Annotated in this window: 13 protein-coding genes; 5 read left to right on the top strand and 8 right to left on the bottom strand. The window is 68.0% G+C overall.

Going from position 1 to position 19589, the window contains the following annotated elements:
* The first annotated feature begins 35 nt into the window (after nucleotides 1–35).
* The 4 genes from POL67_RS09135 (at nucleotide 36) to POL67_RS09120 (ending at nucleotide 6836) form a co-directional block, all read left to right on the top strand.
* Nucleotides 36–1067 carry an arginine N-succinyltransferase gene (locus POL67_RS09135; protein WP_271916782.1) on the top strand — a complete coding sequence of 344 codons (1032 nt, stop codon included), beginning with the start codon at nucleotides 36–38 and terminating at the stop codon, nucleotides 1065–1067.
* An 89-nt stretch (nucleotides 1068–1156) separates the two neighbouring features.
* Nucleotides 1157–3181: a GMC family oxidoreductase gene (locus POL67_RS09130; protein WP_271916780.1), complete on the top strand. Its 2025-nt coding sequence runs from the start codon at nucleotides 1157–1159 to the stop codon at nucleotides 3179–3181.
* A 348-nt stretch (nucleotides 3182–3529) separates the two neighbouring features.
* The gene (locus POL67_RS09125; protein WP_271916779.1) at nucleotides 3530–5842 is read left to right on the top strand and encodes an MXAN_6577-like cysteine-rich protein; all 2313 of its coding nucleotides are present in this window, start codon (nucleotides 3530–3532) and stop codon (nucleotides 5840–5842) included.
* 88 nt (nucleotides 5843–5930) lie between these two features.
* On the top strand, nucleotides 5931–6836 hold the full coding sequence (locus POL67_RS09120) for a hypothetical protein (RefSeq protein ID WP_271916778.1): 906 nt from the start codon (nucleotides 5931–5933) through the stop codon (nucleotides 6834–6836).
* 38 nt (nucleotides 6837–6874) lie between these two features.
* On the opposite strand, the gene POL67_RS09115 is transcribed toward POL67_RS09120, so the two are convergent.
* The 5 genes from POL67_RS09115 to POL67_RS09095 form a co-directional block, all read right to left on the bottom strand.
* Complete coding sequence (locus POL67_RS09115; RefSeq protein WP_271916777.1) at nucleotides 6875–7630, bottom strand: ABC transporter ATP-binding protein; 756 nt, start codon at nucleotides 7628–7630, stop codon at nucleotides 6875–6877.
* A gap of 4 nt (nucleotides 7631–7634) precedes the next feature.
* Complete coding sequence (locus POL67_RS09110) at nucleotides 7635–9329, bottom strand: FtsX-like permease family protein (protein WP_271916776.1); 1695 nt, start codon at nucleotides 9327–9329, stop codon at nucleotides 7635–7637.
* Nucleotides 9326–10990, bottom strand: a complete 1665-nt coding sequence (gene lysS, locus POL67_RS09105; protein WP_271916775.1) for a lysine--tRNA ligase — start codon at nucleotides 10988–10990, stop codon at nucleotides 9326–9328. Before lysS ends, POL67_RS09110 begins: the two co-directional genes overlap by 4 nt.
* Nucleotides 10987–12133 (bottom strand): peptide chain release factor 2 gene (gene prfB, locus POL67_RS09100; protein ID WP_271916774.1). Its coding sequence is split into 2 segments (ribosomal slippage): nucleotides 10987–12063 and nucleotides 12065–12133, totalling 1146 coding nucleotides; the frame shifts between segments, so codons are not numbered across the junction. The genes lysS and prfB overlap by 4 nt, the downstream gene beginning before the upstream one ends.
* Nucleotides 12134–12196: 63 nt before the next feature.
* Nucleotides 12197–13324, bottom strand: a complete 1128-nt coding sequence (locus tag POL67_RS09095; RefSeq protein ID WP_271916773.1) for a cytochrome-c peroxidase — start codon at nucleotides 13322–13324, stop codon at nucleotides 12197–12199.
* A 256-nt stretch (nucleotides 13325–13580) separates the two neighbouring features.
* Here POL67_RS09095 and POL67_RS09090 point away from each other — a divergent pair, with 256 nt between their 5' ends.
* Nucleotides 13581–15656 (top strand): M48 family metalloprotease, encoded by a 2076-nt coding sequence (locus tag POL67_RS09090; protein WP_271916772.1) that lies wholly within the window; start codon nucleotides 13581–13583, stop codon nucleotides 15654–15656.
* Nucleotides 15657–15707: 51 nt separating this feature from the next.
* Here the strand turns inward: POL67_RS09090 and POL67_RS09085 are convergent, their stop codons facing one another.
* Genes POL67_RS09085 through POL67_RS09075 form a run of 3 tightly spaced genes read right to left on the bottom strand, consistent with a single transcriptional unit; the run spans nucleotide 15708 to nucleotide 19389 of the window.
* Entirely contained in the window at nucleotides 15708–17168 is a 1461-nt protein-coding gene (locus POL67_RS09085) for a dihydrolipoamide acetyltransferase family protein (protein WP_271916771.1), read from the bottom strand.
* Between the two features lies 1 nt (nucleotide 17169).
* Complete coding sequence (locus POL67_RS09080) at nucleotides 17170–18144, bottom strand: alpha-ketoacid dehydrogenase subunit beta (protein ID WP_136927643.1); 975 nt, start codon at nucleotides 18142–18144, stop codon at nucleotides 17170–17172.
* A gap of 51 nt (nucleotides 18145–18195) precedes the next feature.
* Nucleotides 18196–19389 (bottom strand): thiamine pyrophosphate-dependent dehydrogenase E1 component subunit alpha, encoded by a 1194-nt coding sequence (locus tag POL67_RS09075; RefSeq protein ID WP_271916768.1) that lies wholly within the window; start codon nucleotides 19387–19389, stop codon nucleotides 18196–18198.
* Nucleotides 19390–19589: the final 200 nt, after the last annotated feature.

Here is a 19589-nt window from a genome sequence, read left to right as displayed (position 1 = left end):
GCCGAGCCACCGCGCCCCAAGGCCTCTGTTTTCCCATGCTGCCCTACGAGATTCGCGCCGCCACCCTCGGTGATGAGGAGCAAATGCTCCGCGTCGCGCGACACCTCAACTCGGTCAACCTGCCGCACGATCGGGACGAGATTCACGAGATCGTGAGCCTCTCCCACAAGAGCTTCACCGGCGAGATCAAGGACCCGCGCCTCCGGCAGTACGTCTTCGTGCTCGTCGACCGCGCGAAGGAGCACATCGTCGGCACCTCGATGATCATCGCGCAGCTCGGCCGACGGGGCGCGCCGTACATCTACTTCGACGTGCTCGACGAGGAGCGCTACTCGGCCACGATCGACCGGCACTTCCACCACACGCTCCTGCGCATCGGCTACTCGTACGACGGCCCCACCGAGATCGGCGGCCTCGTGATCATGCCCGAGTACCGCCGCGCCAGCGACCGGCTCGGCACGTTCATCTCGTACGTCCGGTTCCTCTACCTCGCCGCCCACCGCGACCTCTTCCAGCAGGAGGTCCTCGCCGAGCTCATGCCCCCGCTCGAACCCGACGGCACGAGCCATCTGTGGGAGGCCCTCGGCCGCCGCTTCACCGGCCTCTCGTACGGCGAGGCCGATCGGCTCTCGAAGAAGAACAAAGAGTTCATCAAGGGCCTGTTCCCCGAGGGCGCGATCCACGCGACCCTGATGCCCGAGGACGCGCAGAAGGTCATCGGCAAGACCGGCCTGCAGACCCGCGGCGTCGAAAAACTCCTGCGCCGCATCGGCTTCCGCTACGCCCACCGCGTCGACCCCTTCGACGGCGGCCCGCACTACACGGCGCGGATGGACGAAATCAGCCTGATCGCCGACACGAAGCGCACCCGCGCCGATCGCCCCTTCTCCCCGACCCCCGGCGACCGCAAAGGCATCCTCGCCGTCGAGATGCCCGAGCCTCCCTTCTTCCGCGCCGTCCTCGGCAACCTGCGCGAAGGCCCCCGCGGCGTCGCTGTCGACGACGAAGCCTGGGAGTCGCTCAGCCTGCACCACTCGAGCCCGCTCATCGTGCTCCCGATCGAGTGACGCCACGGCACGCCGAGCCGTCGTGCTCGCCCCCTTGTGTTCTGTGCATTCTTTCGCTACAGAATTTTTAGTACACAAGGGAGGCACGCATGGTTGCGCACCTGGACCCTCTGCACTCCGTCCCCACCGAACCTGATCCCCCCTCGCGTGTGCAGGGGAACAAGGCGCTGACACACGCGCGGGCCGACCGAGACCGGTGGCTCTCCGCGCGCGAGCTCGACATCCTGACGGCGGTCGCCGAGGCCGCCCTGCCGCCGGGGCGTTTCCTCGAAGGGGCGGGCCGAGAGACCGCCGAGGCCACGCACCGCTACCTGTCCGACATCCCGCGGGAGGGGATCCGCGTCTTTCAGGCCGCCCTCTGGGCCGTCGAGCTCTCCACGCTGCCGACGAAACGCCGCCCATTCTCCGAGCTTTCGCGCGAGGCGCGCCTCACGGCCATCGAGGGCTTCGAGCAATCGCGCGTGCTGCCGATCCGCGAGGTCCTGCGGGTCCTGCTCACGCCGCTCAAGGCCATGCATTTCGACCGGCCCGACATGTTCCGCCATGTCGGTTGTCGCTACGAACTCGAAACGGTGCGCGACGAAAAACCCCGCTGGCTCGCCCGCGTGACCGATGGACGCGAAATCGAGGAAGATCTCGACCTCGAATGCGAGGTTGTCGTGGTCGGCACAGGCGCGGGCGGCGCGGCCGCAGCCTACGAACTCGCCTCGCGCGGGCGGGCCGTGCTCATGCTGGAGGAGGGCCATTACCACCGGCGATCGAGCTTCAACGGCAGGCCCTCCCGCGCGTATCGCGACCTGTACCGCGACAAGGGAATGACCGTCGCCCTCGGCAACGTGAACATCCCCGTCTGGGCCGGCCGCGCCGTCGGCGGCAGCACGGTCATCAACTCGGGCACCTGCTACCGCGCCCCGGCCCGCACCTTCGCGTACTGGCGTGATCACCACGGCCTGCCCCGCGACTTCTCGCCCGAAGGCCTCAGCCCCTATTACGAGCGCGTAGAGGCCATGCTCGGCGTCGCGCCCGCGAACCCGCTCCACCTCGGCAAGATCGCCGGCATCATCGCGCGTGGCGCCGAGCACCTCGGCCTCCGCCACCATGCGCTCACCCGCAACGCCCCCGATTGCGACGGCCAGGGCATCTGCTGCTTTGGCTGCCCCACGGGCGCGAAACGATCCACCGACGTGAGTTACGTGCCCGCCGCGCTCGCCCGCGGCGCCGAGCTCGTGACGGCCGCGCGCGTCGATTTCGTGGACATCGTGGCCGGCCGCGCCCGCGGCGTCACCGCGACACTCGACGCCGAACGGACGAAGGGCCGGCCCCCGCGCCTCCGCGTCCGCGCGGATGCCGTGATCGTCGCCGGCGGCACGCTCATGACACCGCTGCTCCTGCGCCGCAGCGGCGCCTGCCTCTCCTCGGGGATGCTCGGGAAAAACCTCTCGATCCACCCCGCCTCGAAAGTGATGGCGCTCTTCGACGACCGCGTCGATCCATGGAACGGGATCCCACAAGGGTATTCGATCGACCATTTCGCCGAGGAAGGCCTGCTCTTCGAAGGCAGCTCGCTCCCCTTCGACGTCACCGCGCTCGGCGTGCCCTGGTCCGGCCCGAGGTACATCGAGCTGATGGAAAAATACCCTTACCTCGCGTCGTTCGGCTTCATGGTCCAGGACCATAGCCGCGGCGAGGTCCGCACGGGCCCCGGCGGCCGTCCGCTCCTGCTCTACCGCATGAACGAGCGGGATACACGGCTCCTCCAGCGCGGCGTCGAGATCCTCTGCGAGGTCTTTCAAGCGGCCGGCGCGCGCCGCGTTTTGCCGTTCGTCGCCGGCCACGACGAGGTGAACACGAAGGACGCGCTCGCCCGCCTCCGATTGAGCCGCATCCACGCCGGAGACATCGAGGTCACGGCGTACCACCCGCTCGGCACGTGCCGCATCGGAACCCATCCCGCCCGCTCCTGCCTCGGCCCCGACCACGAAGCCCACGACGTCGCGGGCCTCTACGTATGCGACGGCAGCGCCATCCCGTCCTCGCTCGGGGTGAACCCTCAGATGACCATCATGGCCATGGCCCTGCGCGCCGCCGAAATCCTCCATCAGCGGCTCGGCTAGACGAATTGCCGCTTTAACAGACGCCGCCATAGGGGATGCGTCGAATTGCTAGACGTATTGCCGCTTTAGCAGACAATTCTCCTCCCTTTCGGACATTTCTTGTCCGTTCGAGCGCTGTCCCAACGCTTCCACGTCCGTCCGAGCGGTGGTAAGGTCGGTCGCCCGAGGGACGGTCCCCGGGGCGATTCCAGCGGATTACTTCCTTCCCAAAACTGCGGCATGGTCGCCTGAAAAAAATACCGCGCGGGCGGCCGGATTGCCGACGAACGCGGAAGACCGTGAGGCGGGGGACGGACAGGAAGCACGCGAATCGCGGATGTGCCTGCTTACAGGAAGGTTTCAAAAACGATGAGCAACAAGGCGCAGGCCCCCCGAGGGGGGTGGCGATGGGCGCTGACGGCGGCTTTCATGAGCCTCGCCGTGGCCTCTTGGACGGGGTGTAGCGACGGCGGGTCGAACACGACCGGCGGCGGCGACGGCGGCGCCGGCGCGACCGGCGGCATGGGCGGCATGGGCGGCATGGTCAGCGGCACCGGCGGCACCGGCATGGGCGGCGGCGACCCGTGTCCGGCCGGACAAACCGACTGCGACGGCACGTGCACGCTCACCGATATCGATCCGAACAACTGCGGCGCGTGCGGCACGGCCTGCGCGGCCGGCGAGGTTTGCGCGGCGGGGATGTGCGGCCTGACGTGCGCCGGCGGCACGACGAACTGCGATGGCAAGTGCGTCGACACGACCATCGACCCGGCGAACTGCGGCACGTGCGGCACGGCCTGCGCGGCCGGTGAGGTCTGCTCGGGCAGCCAGTGCGGCACGCAATGCGTCGGCGGCACGACGAAGTGCGGCGACGAGTGCGTCGACACGACCCTCGACCCGGCGAACTGCGGCATGTGCGGCACGGCCTGCGCGGCCGGCGAGGTCTGCGCGAACGGCCAATGCGGCCTCGCCTGCGTCGGCGGCACGACGAACTGCAATGGCAAGTGTGTCGACATCACGATCGACGCGCTGAACTGCGGCATGTGCGGCACGGCGTGCCCCGCTGGTCAGGCTTGCTCGAATGGGCAGTGCGCCACGCAATGCGTCGGTGGCACGACGAACTGCATGGGCAAGTGCGTCGACACGACCATCGACCCGACGAACTGCGGCATGTGCGGCACGGCCTGCGCGGCCGGCCAGGTCTGCGCGAACGGCCAATGCGGTCTCGCCTGCGTCGGCGGCACGACGAATTGCAATGGAAAGTGCGTCGACACGACGGTCGACCCGCTGAACTGCGGCATGTGCGGCACGTCGTGCCCGAACGGCCAGGTCTGCTCGAACGGGATGTGCCAGCTCGCCTGCGTCGGCGGCACGGCGAACTGCAATGGCAAGTGCATCGACTTGTCGCTCGACCCGCTGAACTGCGGCGCCTGCGGCGCGGCGTGTCCCTTCGGCGAGGTCTGCACGGCCGGCAAGTGCCAGCTCAACTGCGTCGGTCAAACGACGAAGTGCGGCTCGCTCTGCGTCGACATCAAGACGGACACGGCAAACTGCGGCATGTGCGGCAAGGCGTGCGCCGCCGGTCAGGTCTGCTCGAACGGCGCCTGCCAGCTCACGTGCGTCGGCGGCACGACGAAGTGCGGGAACACCTGCGTCGACACCGCCACCGACGGCGCGAACTGCGGCGTGTGCGGCAAGGTCTGCGCGGCCGGCGAGGTCTGCGCGGCCGGTCAATGCAACCTGAACTGCGTCGGCGGCACGACGAAGTGCGCGAATACCTGCGTCAACACGAAGAACGACCCGGGCAACTGCGGCGCCTGCGGCAACGTCTGCGCCGCCGGTAACGTCTGCACGAACGGCCAGTGCGCCGCGCAATGCGGCCCCGGCACCACGAAGTGCGGCAACGTCTGCGTCGACACGAAGCTCGATCCGAGCAACTGCGGCACGTGCGGCAATGCCTGCGCCGCCGGCCAGGTCTGCTCGAACGGCACCTGCGGCACGACGTGCGCGGCTGGGACGACGAAGTGCGGCAACGAATGCGTCGATACGCAGACGGACGAGGCGAACTGCGGCATGTGCGGCACGGCCTGCCTGGCCAGCGTCGCCTGTTATGCCGGCGTCTGCCAGCCGCCCGGTGGCTGCGACACGCTCGGGAGTTGCGGCACCTGCAATCAATGCGCGTTCGACGGCGTCTGCTCGGACGAGCTCTCGACCTGCGCGAACAGCCAGGATTGCGTCACGCTCTTCAACTGCCTGAACCCCGCGAGCGGCGTCTGCGACGCAAACTGCGAGAACATGTGCCTGCAGCAAACGACGCAGGCCGCCGTCGACGAGTACAACAACATCCTCGAGTGCCTCTTCTGCCAGGAGTGCGGAACGAGCTGCGGCGTGGACCCGGTGGCGGCTGGCTGCCCGGCGAGCTGCGACAACAACCCCAATGGCTGCAACGGCTGCTACGCCTGCGCCGCTGGGATGGGCGGCAACTGCGAGGACGACCTGCAGATCTGCCTCGACAACCCCGAATGCATCGCGCTCGATAACTGCTTGGTGGCGTGCCCGCCCGGCGATCAGCAGTGCCAGATCGCCTGCGAGCAGGCGCACGTGTTCGGCATCGCCGACTACAACGCCATCGTTCTCTGCGGCTTCTACCAAGAATGCCCGAACGACTGCCTCAGCCCGTGAAGCCCTGAGCGTTTGTCCGGATCCCGGAAAGCCGGGACCCGGACAATCGTGGTACCCGGGCACACCTCGGGTGGAGTAAGCTCCGCCCATGCCGAAGACCCCTCCCCCAAAGCGCGGCCCTGGCCCGAAGAAGAAGCCGACCGGCGTCGAGCTTCCCCCCGCGCAACGATTTGCTCCCCTCGCGATCGGCCTCGGCATCGGCATGATGGTGATGATCACCGTGACGGCGCTGCGAAGGCGGCCCGCGCCGACGACCGCCCCCTCGGCCGACCCCGCGCTTGAATCCCCCCAGCAGCGAAGCGACAGGCTCGCCCGCGCCTGCGAGGCCGCGCGCGCGATGCTCTGGACCGGCGGCGCCTGGGGCGCGATGCCACTCGAAGGATTCACGGTGCGGCTCTGGCTCGGCCCGAGCAACGGGAAGGTGGTCACGCATCCGGTGATCGAGGCCGCGAGCCAGAAGAGCAAGCTCGGCGAGGACGCCGACGCGATCCTCGCGAAGGTGAACGACGGGGCCGTCTCCGTCGTGCGGTACGAGCCGAAGGGCGAGGTGGAAATCGCGTTTTCGGAGGGGTACGCGCGGGCCTTTTTCGAGCTCGAAGGCCGCAATCGGTTCATCGGGCTGGGCGAGCGAATCGCCCGCGAGACGGGCGCCGACGGGGCCGCGCTGTATGCCGGATGCAGCCACCTCGACACGCGCGACGTCGGCGCCTGGTTCCACGGCAAGGACACGAAAAAGGCCGCCGCGGCCCTGGTCTACGTGATGGGCCGGCCCGGCGACGTCCGGACCCCGAAACACGTGCCCGCCGCGAAGGACCTCGCCACGATCCAGGCCGCGACGGCCCCGCTCGCCGACGCGACGATCCTCGACCTCGTGCGCGACGACGGCGCGCGCACGGTCACGACCGACGGCGTCTCCATCACGTTCCCCTACGCGAATCCGGTGCGCGCGGCGCAATCGAGCGCGAAGATCGCGGAGAAGCTCGTCCTCCCCTGAAGAATGGTACGGGGAGACGAACGCTCCCCGGCCAAACCCTAGGCTTGGGCCTCGGCCCTCGCCTCCGGCGCCGCGCCCGCTTTTTCGGCCTCGTACGGGGAATGGCCGCGACGAACGTCACTCTCGATCCGCCCGTCGGTCACCGTCACCATCCGCGGCATCGACTCGGCGAAGCTCGGGTTGTGCGTGACGACCACGATCGTCGTGCCGTGCTTGCGGTTGATCTCGAAGAAGAGCTCGTGCATCGCCTTCGAGGTGCTCGAATCGAGGTTGCCCGTTGGCTCATCAGCGAGCAGGAGCTTCGGCGAGAGCACGAGCGCGCGCGCCAGCGCCACGCGTTGCTGCTCGCCGCCCGAGAGCTCGCCGGGCCGATGCGTTACGCGGTGCGAGAGGCCCACCTCGTTGAGCAGCGCCGTCGCGGGCGCCTCCATTTCTTTCCGCGATCTGCCCTGGATCAGGCCGGGCATCATCACGTTCTCCAGCGCATTGAACTCGGGCAGGAGGTGGTGGAACTGGAACACGAAGCCAATCGTGCGGTTCCGGATCGCCGCGAGGCGCGCGCTCGGCAGACCCACGAGGTGCTCGCCCGCGAGCTTGATCCTCCCGCTCGTCGGCAGATCGAGCGTGCCGATGCAATGGAGCAACGTGCTCTTGCCCGCGCCCGAGGGGCCGACGATCGCCACGACCTCACCTTGATCGATGACGAGGTCGATCCCTCGGAGCACGTCGAGCCGGCGCCCCATGTGGACGAACGACTTTTGCAGATTCTCGATGACGATGAGCGGCTCGCTCATGGGCTCACTCGTAACGGAGCCCGTCGACGGGCGAAAGCCTCGACGCCGCGCGGGCCGGATAAAGGGTGGCGATCGTGCAGATGATGAGCGCGGCGACTGCGACCATCGCGTAGTCGCTCCCGTTCACGTTCACCGGCAATCGATCGATGTAATACACATCGGGATCCAATCGGACGCCGAAGCGCGCGAGGCCCGAGCAGGCGGCGAACGCAGTGCCCACGCCGAAGACGGTGCCGATGCCTCCAATGATGACGCCTTCGAGCATGAAGATGCGCATGATCGCGCCGTCGGAAGCGCCGAGCGCCTTCAGGATCGCGATCTCCTTGCCCTTCTCGGTCACCATGAGCAGCAGCGTGCAGACGATGCAGAAGCTCGCGACCGCGATCGCAATCGAGAGGATGATGAACGTCGCGATCTTCTCCAGCTTCAGAGCGCTGAAGAGGTTCTTGTTCATCTCCACCCAGTCGCGGACCCGGAGCGGCTCCTTGCCCGCCCCCATGTCGAACTTCGCAGCCGCGGCTTCCACGATCGGCGTCACCTCCGCGACCCGCTCGGGATCCGGCACGCGCACGTCGATCTGGCTGATGTTGTCGCCCATGCTGAAGAAGCTCTGGGCCACGTCCAGCTTGATGTACGCGTGCGTCGCGTCGTACTCGTACATCCCGCTGTAGAAGATCGCCGCCACGCGGAACCTGCGCGTCCGCGGCATCACGCCCATCGGACCGAGCTCGCCCATCGGCGAGAGCAACGTGATCTCGTCGCCCACGAGCACGTGCAGACTCTTCGCGAGCTCCTTGCCGATGATCACGCCCGGCAGGACCTTCACATCCTTGCGCAGCGCCGCCTTCACCGCCGGGTCGAGGTCCGCCGAGGCGCGCAGGTCCGGCCCCTTGAAGTACGGCTCGCCCCCGGGGCCCCGGCCGATGATCGTGTCCGCCGGCAGATCCGCGAGTTTGTCTGGATCATCGAGCCAGTCGAAGTTACCGACCTCGATGTTCTGCTTGAGGTCGATCACCTGCGCGATCGTGTTCGTGTCGATGCCACGCACGAGCGCGCCCGCGGTGTTCGACGCCGACGAGCCCATCGCGTCGCCCGCCACGACCGGCGTCGCCGCCCCGCCCTTCGGCGCGACCGCGAGCCGGATGCCGTCGAGCTTCTCTTCCCAGTCGCCGTAGCCGCCGGGCTGCGTCACGTCGACGACGATGTGCGCGTTGTTGCCCAGGATCTTGCGCTTCAGATCGGCGCCGAAGCCGCCCATGATGCTCGTCACGGAGCAGAGCGCGCACGAGCTCACGGCGACGCCGGCCATGCTGAGCACGCTGATCACCGTGAGAAACCCGCTCTTCGTGGCGCGCACGTGCCGCGCGCCCACGTACGAGCTGAAGCCACGACGCTCGAGGATGTCGAGAATCACCGGCAGGAACGCGGCGAGCACGACGAGCAGGAAGATCACGCCCGTGCCGAGCGCGGAAAACCCGACGATCTCGTCCCGCAGCCGGAACGGCGCGAACCGCTCGCGCGTGGTCTTCGCCGCGAGGGTCGAGAGCCCGACGAAGGCGAACCCCAAGATCGACCCGAGGATCCAGGCGATGCCCCGCGGGGAGCCCGCTTGCAGGCGTCGGAAGCCGCGCACGCCGATCCACACCGACGCGAGGACGGAGAGGACACGCAGGACGAGGAAGGGAAGCTCTGCGATCAACTGCCGCTCGCCTCGGGCCGAAGGAGGGGGAACAGGATGACGTCGCGGATCGACGCGGCGCCCGTGAGCAGCATCGTGAGCCTATCGACGCCCATGCCGAAGCCGGCGGTCGGCGGCATGCCGTACTCGAGCGCGCGCACGTAATCGGCGTCGTAGTCCATCGTCTCCTCCGCGCCCTTGGCCTTCTTCTCGACCTGCGCCCGGAAGCGCGCGTCCTGATCCTCGGGATCGTTCAGCTCGCTGAAGGCGTTGCAGAGCTCGCGGCCGTCGACGAAGAGCTCGAACCTATCGACGAGCGCTTCATTCCCGTCCTTCTTCCGCGCCAGCGGCGAAACCTCGAACGGGTAGTCGATGATGAACACGGGCAGGCTCTTCGAGCCGTCGTCCGTGCGGTAATCCGCGGTGAGGAAGGGCTCGGCGAGGTACTCGTAGGCGCAGAAGACACGCTCGCCGTCCGAGTCGCACTTCTTCATGCCCGAGCGGAAGTTCGCCCAGTCGATCTCGCGCTTCTTCTCCTTGGCGGCCTTCGCCCAGGCCTTGATCGGCGCGTCGTCGTCGGCGACCTTCGTGGCGACCTCCGGGGGCAAACCCGAGCGGGCGAGGGCGTTCTCGATGGCCTTCGCCATCGGGACCCGGACGAACCGCTCGAAGGACCAGGTGCGCGCCTTCGCCCAGCCCGCGTGCTCCTCGGGCAACGCCGCGGCGAGCGCCTCGTCGACGGCGCGGAGCATGGCCTCGGTCTGGTCCATGAGCGTCTCGTACGTGGCGTAGGCCTGGTAGTACTCGAGCATCGTGAACTCGGGGTTGTGCCGCGTGGAGAGCCCCTCGTTCCGGTAACAACGCGCGACCTCGTAGACGCGCTCGAAGCCGCCCACGACGAGGCGCTTCAGGTAGAGCTCCGGCGCGATGCGCATGAAGAGCCCCATGTCGAGCGTGTTGTGGTGCGTCTTGAAGGGCCGGGCCGCGGCGCCGCCGATGATCGTGTGCATCGTGGGCGTCTCGACCTCCAGAAACCCTTTGCCGTCGAAGAAACGGCGCAGCGCCGAGATGAGGAACGTACGCGCCCGGAAGACCGTGGCGACCTCGCGGTTCGCCACGAGGTCGACGTAGCGCATGCGGTAGCGCGCCTCGACGTCCTTGAAGCTCGTCTTCGTGGGCAGCGGGCGATAGGCCTTCGTGAGCAGGCGGAAGCTCGTCGCCTTGACGCTGAGCTCCCCCTTCTGCGTGGCCATGGCCGTGCCGCTCGCCTCGATGATGTCGCCGAGGTCGATCTCCTCGTGCAGGCGCGCATAGGCCTCGCCGAGCACGGCCTCGTCGCAGTAGAGCTGAAGCTCGCCCGTGCGATCGCGGAGACGCACGAACGAGACGCCGCCCATCTGCCGCAGGAAGAGGACCCGGCCCGCGATCCGCAAGGGCTCGGGCGCGACCTTTTCCGCGTCGTATCGTCCCGCGGCGTTCTTCGCGCCGTCGAACTGCGCGCGGGCCGACGCGAGATCCACGAGCGGCTCGCCCGACGTGACGTCGTTGGCGAACGGGTTTTCCCCGCGCCCGCGGATCTTCGTGGCCTTCTCTTTCCGAACGGCGATGAGGGTCTCCTCGGCGTGCTGCGTCGCAGCCGCAGCCGAAGAGCCCCCCTTCTTTTCCTGCTTGTCCTCGCTCACGCGTCGTCCTCTGCGACCACCTGGCCGCCCTTTTTCAGCGTGCCGCCCGCCGCGGCCAAGAGGTACGCCTCGATGAACGAGTCGAGATCCCCGTCGAGCACTGCATCCACGTTGCCGGACTCCGACGCGGTCCGCACGTCCTTCACGAGGCGGTAGGGCGCGAGCACGTAGTTGCGGATCTGGCTGCCGAAGTTGATCGCGGTCTTCGAGGCCTGGTACGCGGCGTTCTCGGCGTCGCGCCGCGCGAGCTCGCGCTCGTAGAGCTTCGCCTTCAGCATCTTGAGCGCCATCGCCCGGTTCTGATGCTGGCTGCGCTCGGCGCGGCAGACGATGTTGATCGTCGGATCGGGCAGGTACCGCAGCCGGACCGCCGTCTCGACCTTGTTCACGTTCTGCCCGCCCTTGCCGCCGGCGCGCATCGTCGTGATCTCGATGTCCTTCTCGTTGATGTCGATCTGGATGTCGTCCCCGACGTCGGGCGTGATCTCGACCGCGGCGAACGCGGTTTGTCGCGTATGATCCGCGTTGAACGGGCTCATGCGCACGAGCCGGTGCACGCCGGTCTCCGAGCGCAGATACCCGTAGGCGCCCGGCCCCGACACGGTGAACGAGACAGCGTCGATGCCGGCCTCGTCGCCGTCCTGGTAGTCGATGATCTCCGTCTTGTAGCCGCGCCTCTCACAGAAGCGCAGGTACATGCGGAGCAGCATCGAAGCCCAGTCCTTGGCGTCCGTGCCGCCGGCGCCCGGGTGAATGCTGACGATGGCGTTCGACTGATCCGCGGGACCGCTCAGCATCCGTTCGAGCTCGGTCTTGCGCAGACGCGCGTCGAGGTCGACGACCTGCTTCTCGCAGTCGGCCATCGCGGCTTCGTCGTTCTCGGCGGCCGCGAGCTCCAGGTACTCGGCGGTGTCGTCGATCGCGCGGCCGAGTGTCTGCGCGACTTCGAGCTTTTGCTCGACGTCCGCGCGCTTGCGCAGCGTGGCCTGCGCCTTCGTTTGATCGTTCCAGAAACCAGGCTCGAGCGACTTTTGCGTCAGCTCGGCGAGCATGCGCGTGAGCTTAGGGACGTCAAAGATGCCCCCTTAGCGCAGCATAGCGCCTTTTGAGGTCTTCGATTTTCTCGCGGGTCTCGGACAGCATGGGCGGCGGTTTATTCGATTTCCGCCGCCCACGCCAGGGGGTTTGGAGCTTGGTGGTCCACGATCACGTGGGATCGGGGCCCGGCGTCTTCTCGCCGTTCGCGGGCAGCTCGGGCTTCTTGATGTACTCCTGCGGGATCTCGCCCGTCAGGGATTTCAAGAAGGCCACGATGTCCGCGACATCCGCCTCGGGCAGCTCCTTGCCGAGCTGGTGGTAGGCCATCGCCTGCACCGTCGTCTCCAGGCGATCGAAGGCGCCGTCGTGGAACCAGGGTCCCGTTTGCGCCACGTTGCGCAGCGTCGGGACGCGGAAGACCATCTTGTCCTCGTCCTTCTTCGTGACGTCGTAGCGGCCGAGATCCTTCTGGTTCGGGTACGCCTTGATCAGGCCGAGCTTCTGGAAGGTCGAGCCGCCGAGCGCGCTGCCGCTGTGGCACGAGGTGCAGCCGTTCTGCACGAACTTCGTGAGGCCCGCGCGCTCCTGATCCGTGAGCGCCGTCTTGTCGCCGGCCATGTACTTGTCGAAGCGCGAGGGCGTCACGAGCTGCCGCTCGAACGCGCCGATCGCCTTCGCCAGGTTGTTGTACGAGATCGGCTCCTTGTCGTCGGGGAAGGCCTTCTTGAAGGCGTCCTCGTAGCCCGGGATCGACTCGAGCACCGCGACGACGCTCGCCTCGTCCTTCATGGCCATCTCGACCGGGTTCAGGATCGGGCCCTTGGCCTGGTCTTCGAGCGTGCCCGCGCGGCCGTCCCAGAACTGCGCGACGTACCCGCCGGCGTTGTACACGGTGGGCGCGTTGCGGCCGCCAAGCTGGCCTTTGTGGCCCTTCGAGACCTTCGTGCCGTCGACGCCGAACTTGTCGAGCAGGTGGCACGAGTTGCACGAGAGGTCCTGGTTCTTCGAGAGCCGCGTGTCGTAGTAGAGCATGCGGCCGAGAGCGACCTTGTCGGTCGTGATCGGGTTCGTGTCGGTCTCGCCGCTCTTCGCCTCGTACTTGGCGGGCAGCGTGCCGAAGTTGTTCTTCATGTCCGCGAGGTCGAGCTCCGCGAGCTTCGCGGCCTCGGTCGAGGCGTTCGCCCCCTTCTTCTTCTGCTGGAACGGGAGCGGCGTGGCCTCACGCTCGCCGCAGCCGGCGCCTGCGAACGCCGCGGCAGAGACCAAGAGCAGTGGCAGGAACAGGGCGAAGCGCATCGGTGACGTGTCTCCTCGCAACACGGAGCCCAATTGCATGGGAAGCGGCTCCTCGGCGCTTCTCTCTAGGTGACAACACCACGCGGCGTCAACGATCGGCTGAATGGACGACGGATCGAACCCAAGGTGCCCCAACGGAACGGAAGCTCCGCGCCCTCGGTCGGGCTCGCCCGCCGCAGCGTCACCATCGGGATCGCGCGGCCGCAGTCGGGTCGGGTAGGATGCGGAAAAACGGGGAGGAGACGCCGTGGGAGGGATGCGGACGACGTGGGAGAAACGAGCGTGGCGGTTCGGAGGGGCGTGGCTCGTCGCCCTCGCGGGTTTGCTCACCTCCGGGGAGGGAAAGGCCGCTGACGAGGCAGCCTTCGAGAGGGAGCTCGCCGCGCAGATCGAGAAGCTCGATCCCGACGCGGCGAAGCTGTTTGCCGAGGCGAACGCAGCGCGCGAGCGGAACGATCTCGCCGGCGCCGCGGGGCTTTACGAGCAGGTGCGCGCGCGGGTGCCGAAGTTCTCGGCTGCGACGCGACGGCTCTGCACGGTGAAGCTCCACCAAGGCGCGCGCAACGAGGGCATCGCGCTCTGCCGCAAGGCGCTCGAAACGGAGGACGTGGCCGAGAACAAGGCCGCCCTCGCGCAGGCGCTCCTGCTCCGGCCGCAAGGCGCGACCCCGAGCACGTCGGAGGTGCGCGAAGCGTTCGAGCTCGCGAGCTCCGCCGCCGCGCGAAAACCCGACGACAAGTTCGCCCAGCTCCTGCACTGCGAATCCGCGCTCCAGTACAGCCGCTTCGATCAGCTCCGCAGTTGCTCACGCGCGCTCGAGCGCATCGCGCCGGAGTTCGCCCCGACGTACCTCTACGCGTCGATGGTCGATGCGTCCGAGGGCCACCTGGACAAGGCCATCGAGACGCTCGAACGCGCCAGATCGCTCGGCCTCGACGACCAGACGTACACGGCGCTCAAGGGCCAGTACGAGGAGGCGATGCCGTTCCACGAGCGATACGGCATGACGATGCTCTACGGATTCCTCGGGTGGCTCGCAGGACTCGTCGTGCTGCTCGGGCTCGGGGGGCTGCTGAGCAAGCTCACGCTGCGCGCGACGACGGCCGTCCCGAAGTCGGCGGACGAGAACGCGACGGGCGCGGACAAATGGCTGCGGCGCATCTACGGCGTCGTGCTCTGGGCCTGCTGCGCCTACTACTACATCAGCCTTCCGATCGTGATGTCGCTCGTGCTCGTCGCGGGCGGCGGCATCATCTACGGCTTCCTCGCGATCGGTCGGATCCCCGTGAAGCTCGTGGCGATCGTCGCGATCTTCACGCTGGTGTCGTTGTGGGCGATGCTGAAGAGCATCTTCTTCCGGCGGAAGGAGGGCGAGCCGGGCGACAAGCTCGACCTCGCCGAACACCCGAAGCTCCGCGCCGTTCTGGAAGAGGTGGCCGGGCGCATCGGCACGCGGTCCGTGGACAACGTGTACATGACGCCGACGACGGAGGTTGGCGTCTTCGAGCGCGGCGGCCTTCTCCGGCAGCTCACGGGGCGCACGGAGCGATGCCTCGTGCTCGGCGCGGGCGTGCTCGACGGGTTCTCGATCGGCGCGTTCAAGGCCGTCCTGGCGCACGAGTACGGGCATTTCCACAACGAGGACACGGCCGGCGGCGGCTTCGCGCTGGCCGTGCGGCGAAGCGTGTTCACGATGGCGCTCTCGCTCGCGCAGGGCGGCGCGGCGGGCTGGTACAACCCGGCGTGGCTCTTCGTGAGCGGGTTCCACAAGATCTTCCTGCGGATCTCGCAGGGCGCCTCGCGCTTGCAGGAGGTGCTCGCGGACCGATGGGCGGCCTTCGCGTACGGGGCGGAGGCGTTCACGCAGGGCCTCAAGCACGTGATCGAGCGGTCGATCCGCTTCGACGTGCACACGCAGGTCGCGCTCTCCGAGGTGATCCAGGAGAAGCGCGCGCTCGCGAACCTCTACCGCTACCGCGTCCGCGGAAAAACCCCGGAGGACGCCGAGATCGAGAAGGCGGTCGACGAGGCCATCCACGCCGAACCCTCGCCCTACGACAGCCACCCCTCGCCCGCGGATCGTTTCGCCTGGGTGAACGCGCTGCCGAAGCGCGCGATCGAAGGCTCGCCCGACGACACGCTGGAGGTCTGGGCGCTGTTCGGCGACCGGGCGAAGCTGGAGAAGCAGATGACGCAGAAGATCCGCGAGGCCGTGGCGATGAACCACGGCGTCGTGATCCCCGCGGGCAAACCCAAGGCGAAGGCGAAGAAGGACGAGGCCGAAGAGGAGACGGACGAGGCGGAGGAGCAGGCCCCGGCTGGGGCCGTTTGACCTCCCCCACCTGAGCCCTCCCTCTCCACGCGGTGGAGAGGGAGGAGAGGATCACGCCATTTCGAGGAAGAGCCGATCCGGGTTCTCGAGGTACCCGATGATCTCGTAAGCGAACGCCGCGCCGACGTGACCGTCGATGATGCGGTGATCGAAGGACAAACTGAGCAACATCACGTCGCCGATCACGATCTGACCGTCGCGCACCACCGGCTTCTGCTTCATCTGGTGGATGCCGAGGATCGCGACCTCGGGAAAGTTCAGGATCGGCGTCGCGAAGAGGCCGCCCTGCGCTCCGAGCGAGGTGATCGTGAACGTCGAGCCGCCGAGATCCTCGGCCCGCACCTTGCCGGCCTTCGTGTCGTCGCCGAGGCGCTGGATGTCCTTGGCGACGTCGAGGATGCTCTTGCGATCGGCGCGACGCACGACGGGCACCATGAGACCCGCCTCGGTGGCGGACGCGATGCCGATGTCGTAGTAGCGCCGCTGCACGATCTCCTGCGTGGTCTCGTCGAAGGCGCTGTTCAGCGAGGGGTGCTTCTTCAGCGCGGCGACGACGGCCTTCACGAAGAACGGCAGGAACGTGAGTTTCACGCCGGCCTTGTCCGCCGCGGGCTTCAGGCGCGCGCGGAGCTCCTTCAGCGCCGTCACGTCGCACTCCTCGACGAACGTGAAGTGCGCCGCGGTGTGCTTCGAGCGGGCCATCTGGTCGAAGATCCGCTTGCGCACGCCGCGCAGCGGGGTCCGCTCCTCGAGCGACTCCTCGCCGGCCGGAGGCGGCGGAACACGCACGGGCGCGGGGGCCTTCGCCGTGACCGGCGCCGACGCCGCGGGCTGCGGCTCGGGCGCTGCAACGGGCTTCGGCAGAGGCGCGGAGGTCGTCGGGAGCGACTCCGGCACGTGCGAGGCCGCAGCCGTGTGCATCGCGAGAGGCGCCGTCGTGGGCGCGGCGATCGCGCCGCGGACGTCGTCCTTCGTGACCCGCCCGCTCGCGCCCGTGGGCGTGACGCGGCGCAGATCCACGCCGAGATCCCGAGCGAGCTTGCGCGTCGCCGGCGTGGCGAGCGGTTTTTCGTTGTAGTACGCGGCCACGGGCGCCGCCGTGATCCCGTTCGTCGTGTGCGAGGCCCCGATCGGCATGAGATTCATGCCGGGCAGGTCCTCCTTGATGTCGCCGACCGCCGTCGCGGCCGGACCATCACTGTTCGCAACCTTCGGCGTGCTCGCCGCCGTCGGCTCGGCGGCCGCGGCGGGCGCGAGCGCGGGCTTGTCGCCGTCGAGATCGAACACGACGAGCACCGAGTGCACGGCGACGATCTGGCCCTCCTTGGCGCGCGTCTCCACGATCTTGCCGGCCTTCGGCGCCGTGATCGTGACGGTCGCCTTGTCCGTCATCACCTCGACCATCGGCTGGTCTTCCTTGACGACGTCTCCTGGCGCGACGAGCCACTTGACGATCTCGCCTTCGGTGACGCCCTCGCCGATGTCGGGCAGCTTGAACTCGAAGCTTGCCATCTCAGTACCTCGCGGTCTCGATGATCGCCGGCAGGATGCGGTGGGAGAGCGGCAGGTACTCCATCTCGAGCGTGTACGGGAAGGGCGTGTCGAAGCCGGTCACGCGCTTCGGCGGCGCCTCGAGGTGGAGGAAGGCCTTCTCGTTGATGAGCGCGACGATCTCGCCGCCGAGCCCGCAGCTCTTCGGCGCCTCGTGCACCACGACCACGCGACCCGTCTTCTTCACCGAGGTGATGATCGTCTCGATGTCGAGCGGCCAGAGCGTGCGCAGGTCGATGACCTCGCAGTCGATGCCCTGCGCCGCCGCCTGGTTCGCCGCGTCGAGCGCCTCGTAGAGCATCGCGCCCCAGACGACGATCGTGACGTGCTGGCCCTTGCGCACGACGCTGGCTTTCCCGAGCGGCACCGTGTGATCGCCCTCGGGGACCTCGCCCTTCGCCGCGCGATAGATGCGCTTCGGCTCGAAGAAGAGGACCGGATCCGGGTCGCGGATCGAGGCGAGCAAGAGGCCCTTCGCGTCCGCCGGGTTCGACGGGCAAACCACCTTGAGGCCCGCGACATGGATGAACTGCGCCTCGGGCGACTGCGAGTGGTAATGGCCGCCGCGGATGCCGCCGCCGGTCGGCGTGCGGATCACGAGCTTGGCCGGATACTCGCCGCCCGAGCGATACCGGTACTTCGCCAGCTCGGAGACGATCTGGTCGTACGCGGGGAAAATGAAGTCGGAGAACTGGATCTCGGGGACGGGGACCAGGCCGTAGAGGGCCATGCCGATCGCCGTGCCGATGATGCCACCCTCGGACAGCGGGGTGTCGATCACGCGCTCGTCGCCGAACTCGTCGAAGAGCCCCTGCGTGACGCGGAAGACGCCGCCGACCTTCCCGACGTCCTCGCCGAGGACGACGACGCGATTGTCGCGCCGCATCTCGTGGCGGAGCGCGTCGTTGATGGCCTGGACCATGTTCATCTGAGGCATCGTGCTATCTCTCCGTGACCTTCTCGAAAGGAGGGCGGGTTTCCCCGAGGATCAGTGGCCGTGCCCCTTGGCGCGGGGTCCACGCAGAAGCTCGTCCCGCTGCTCTTGCAGGTGCCAGGGGAGCTCGCCGAAGACGTCCTCGAACATCGACTCGAGCGCGGGCGCGGCCGTCTTCTCGGAGACCGCGATCGCGGCCTTGAGCTCGGCGTCGAGCTCGGCCTCGAGCTCCTTGTCCTGCGCGTCGGTCCAACCCGTCGTGCGCTCGATGTACCGGCGCAGGCGCGGGATCGGGTCGAGGCGGCGCCAGGAATCGAGGCCGGCTTCAGGCCGGTACGCCTTGGGATCGTCGCTCGTCGAGTGGCCTTCGAGCCGGTAAGTGAGCGCCTCGATGATCGTCGGGCCTTCCCCTCGCGCGGCGCGGGCGACCGCGTCGCGGGTGACCTTGACGACGGCGAAGAGGTCGTTCCCGTCGCAACGGACGCCCGGGACGCCGTACGCGATGCCCTTCTGCGCGAACGTCTCGCTCGCGGTCTGGCGCTCGGTGGGCACGCTGATGGCCCAGCCGTTGTTGCGGCAGAAGAAGACCGTCGGCGCCTTGAAGACGCCCGCGAAGTTCATGCCGTTGTGGAACTCGTTCGAGCTCGTGGCGCCGTCGCCGAAGTACACGAGGACCGCCGCGTCCTCCTTGCGGATCTTCGCGGCCCAGGCGAACCCGACGGCCTGCGTGATCTGGGTGCCGATGGGCGAGCTGACCGAGCCGAACTTCCCGCTCTTCCACGTGTAGTGGTCCGGCATCTGGCGCCCCTTCACGGGGTCGTTCGTGTTGCCGAACATGTTGTCGACGTACCGCTGGAGCGGCATCCCACGCCAGAGCGCCGCGGCGAACTCGCGGTAGCACGGGAAGATCCAGTCGTTCTGCCGCATGGCGAAGGCACTGCCGAGGATGCTCGCCTCCTCGCCCTTGCAGCCGATGTGGAAGCCGATGCGCCCCTGCCGCTGGAGGAGCACGAGGCGCTCGTCGAGCAGGCGCGCGCGGACCATCGCGCGGTAGAGGGTGAGCACCTCGTCGCTGCGAAGACCAGGATCGTTCGCCGGATCGAGGGTGCCGTCGTCGCGGAGAACACGCACGACGTCAGGCGCGTGCGCGTCGAGCGGATGCCGCGCGACCGGGTGGGCGGAGCCTTCCATGCTGCCCCCTGAGGCAGAGGAGGCGAGGCTCGATGCGGGTTGGGTGGCGGTGCTCATGATGGCGCCCGGACCCTAGTCAAAGGGCGACGGAATGACCAGGGGACAAGCGCAGATCACGCCATTTTACAACACGCCGCGTCGAGATCGTTGCATCCGCGAAAAGCCCGCAGAACGGCCGGCAATCATTGCGCGATTTCGTGCTGCACCCGCAGCATGACGTGGTTGGCGTGATGCGCATCCGGGCGCTCACACCGCCG

The organism is Polyangium mundeleinium (assembly GCF_028369105.1).
Lineage (GTDB): Bacteria > Myxococcota_A > Polyangia > Polyangiales > Polyangiaceae > Polyangium > Polyangium mundeleinium.
Note: the sequence above shows the minus strand (reverse complement) of the source record. Positions and strands in the feature narration are given on the sequence as shown.

Bases quoted from the DNA above. Each gene is read 5' to 3' on its own strand.
- POL67_RS09115 (WP_271916777.1), bottom strand. From the start codon at position 7,630: ATGAGCGAGCCGCTCATCGTCATCGAGAATCTGCAAAAGTCGTTCGTC.
- POL67_RS09085 (WP_271916771.1), bottom strand. From the start codon at position 17,168: ATGGCAAGCTTCGAGTTCAAGCTGCCCGACATCGGCGAGGGCGTCACC.
- POL67_RS09080 (WP_136927643.1), bottom strand. From the start codon at position 18,144: ATGCCTCAGATGAACATGGTCCAGGCCATCAACGACGCGCTCCGCCAC.
- POL67_RS09120 (WP_271916778.1), top strand. From the start codon at position 5,931: ATGCCGAAGACCCCTCCCCCAAAGCGCGGCCCTGGCCCGAAGAAGAAG.
- POL67_RS09135 (WP_271916782.1), top strand. From the start codon at position 36: ATGCTGCCCTACGAGATTCGCGCCGCCACCCTCGGTGATGAGGAGCAA.
- POL67_RS09090 (WP_271916772.1), top strand. From the start codon at position 13,581: ATGCGGACGACGTGGGAGAAACGAGCGTGGCGGTTCGGAGGGGCGTGG.
- POL67_RS09130 (WP_271916780.1), top strand. From the start codon at position 1,157: ATGGTTGCGCACCTGGACCCTCTGCACTCCGTCCCCACCGAACCTGAT.
- POL67_RS09095 (WP_271916773.1), bottom strand. From the start codon at position 13,324: ATGCGCTTCGCCCTGTTCCTGCCACTGCTCTTGGTCTCTGCCGCGGCG.
- POL67_RS09075 (WP_271916768.1), bottom strand. From the start codon at position 19,389: ATGAGCACCGCCACCCAACCCGCATCGAGCCTCGCCTCCTCTGCCTCA.
- POL67_RS09125 (WP_271916779.1), top strand. From the start codon at position 3,530: ATGAGCAACAAGGCGCAGGCCCCCCGAGGGGGGTGGCGATGGGCGCTG.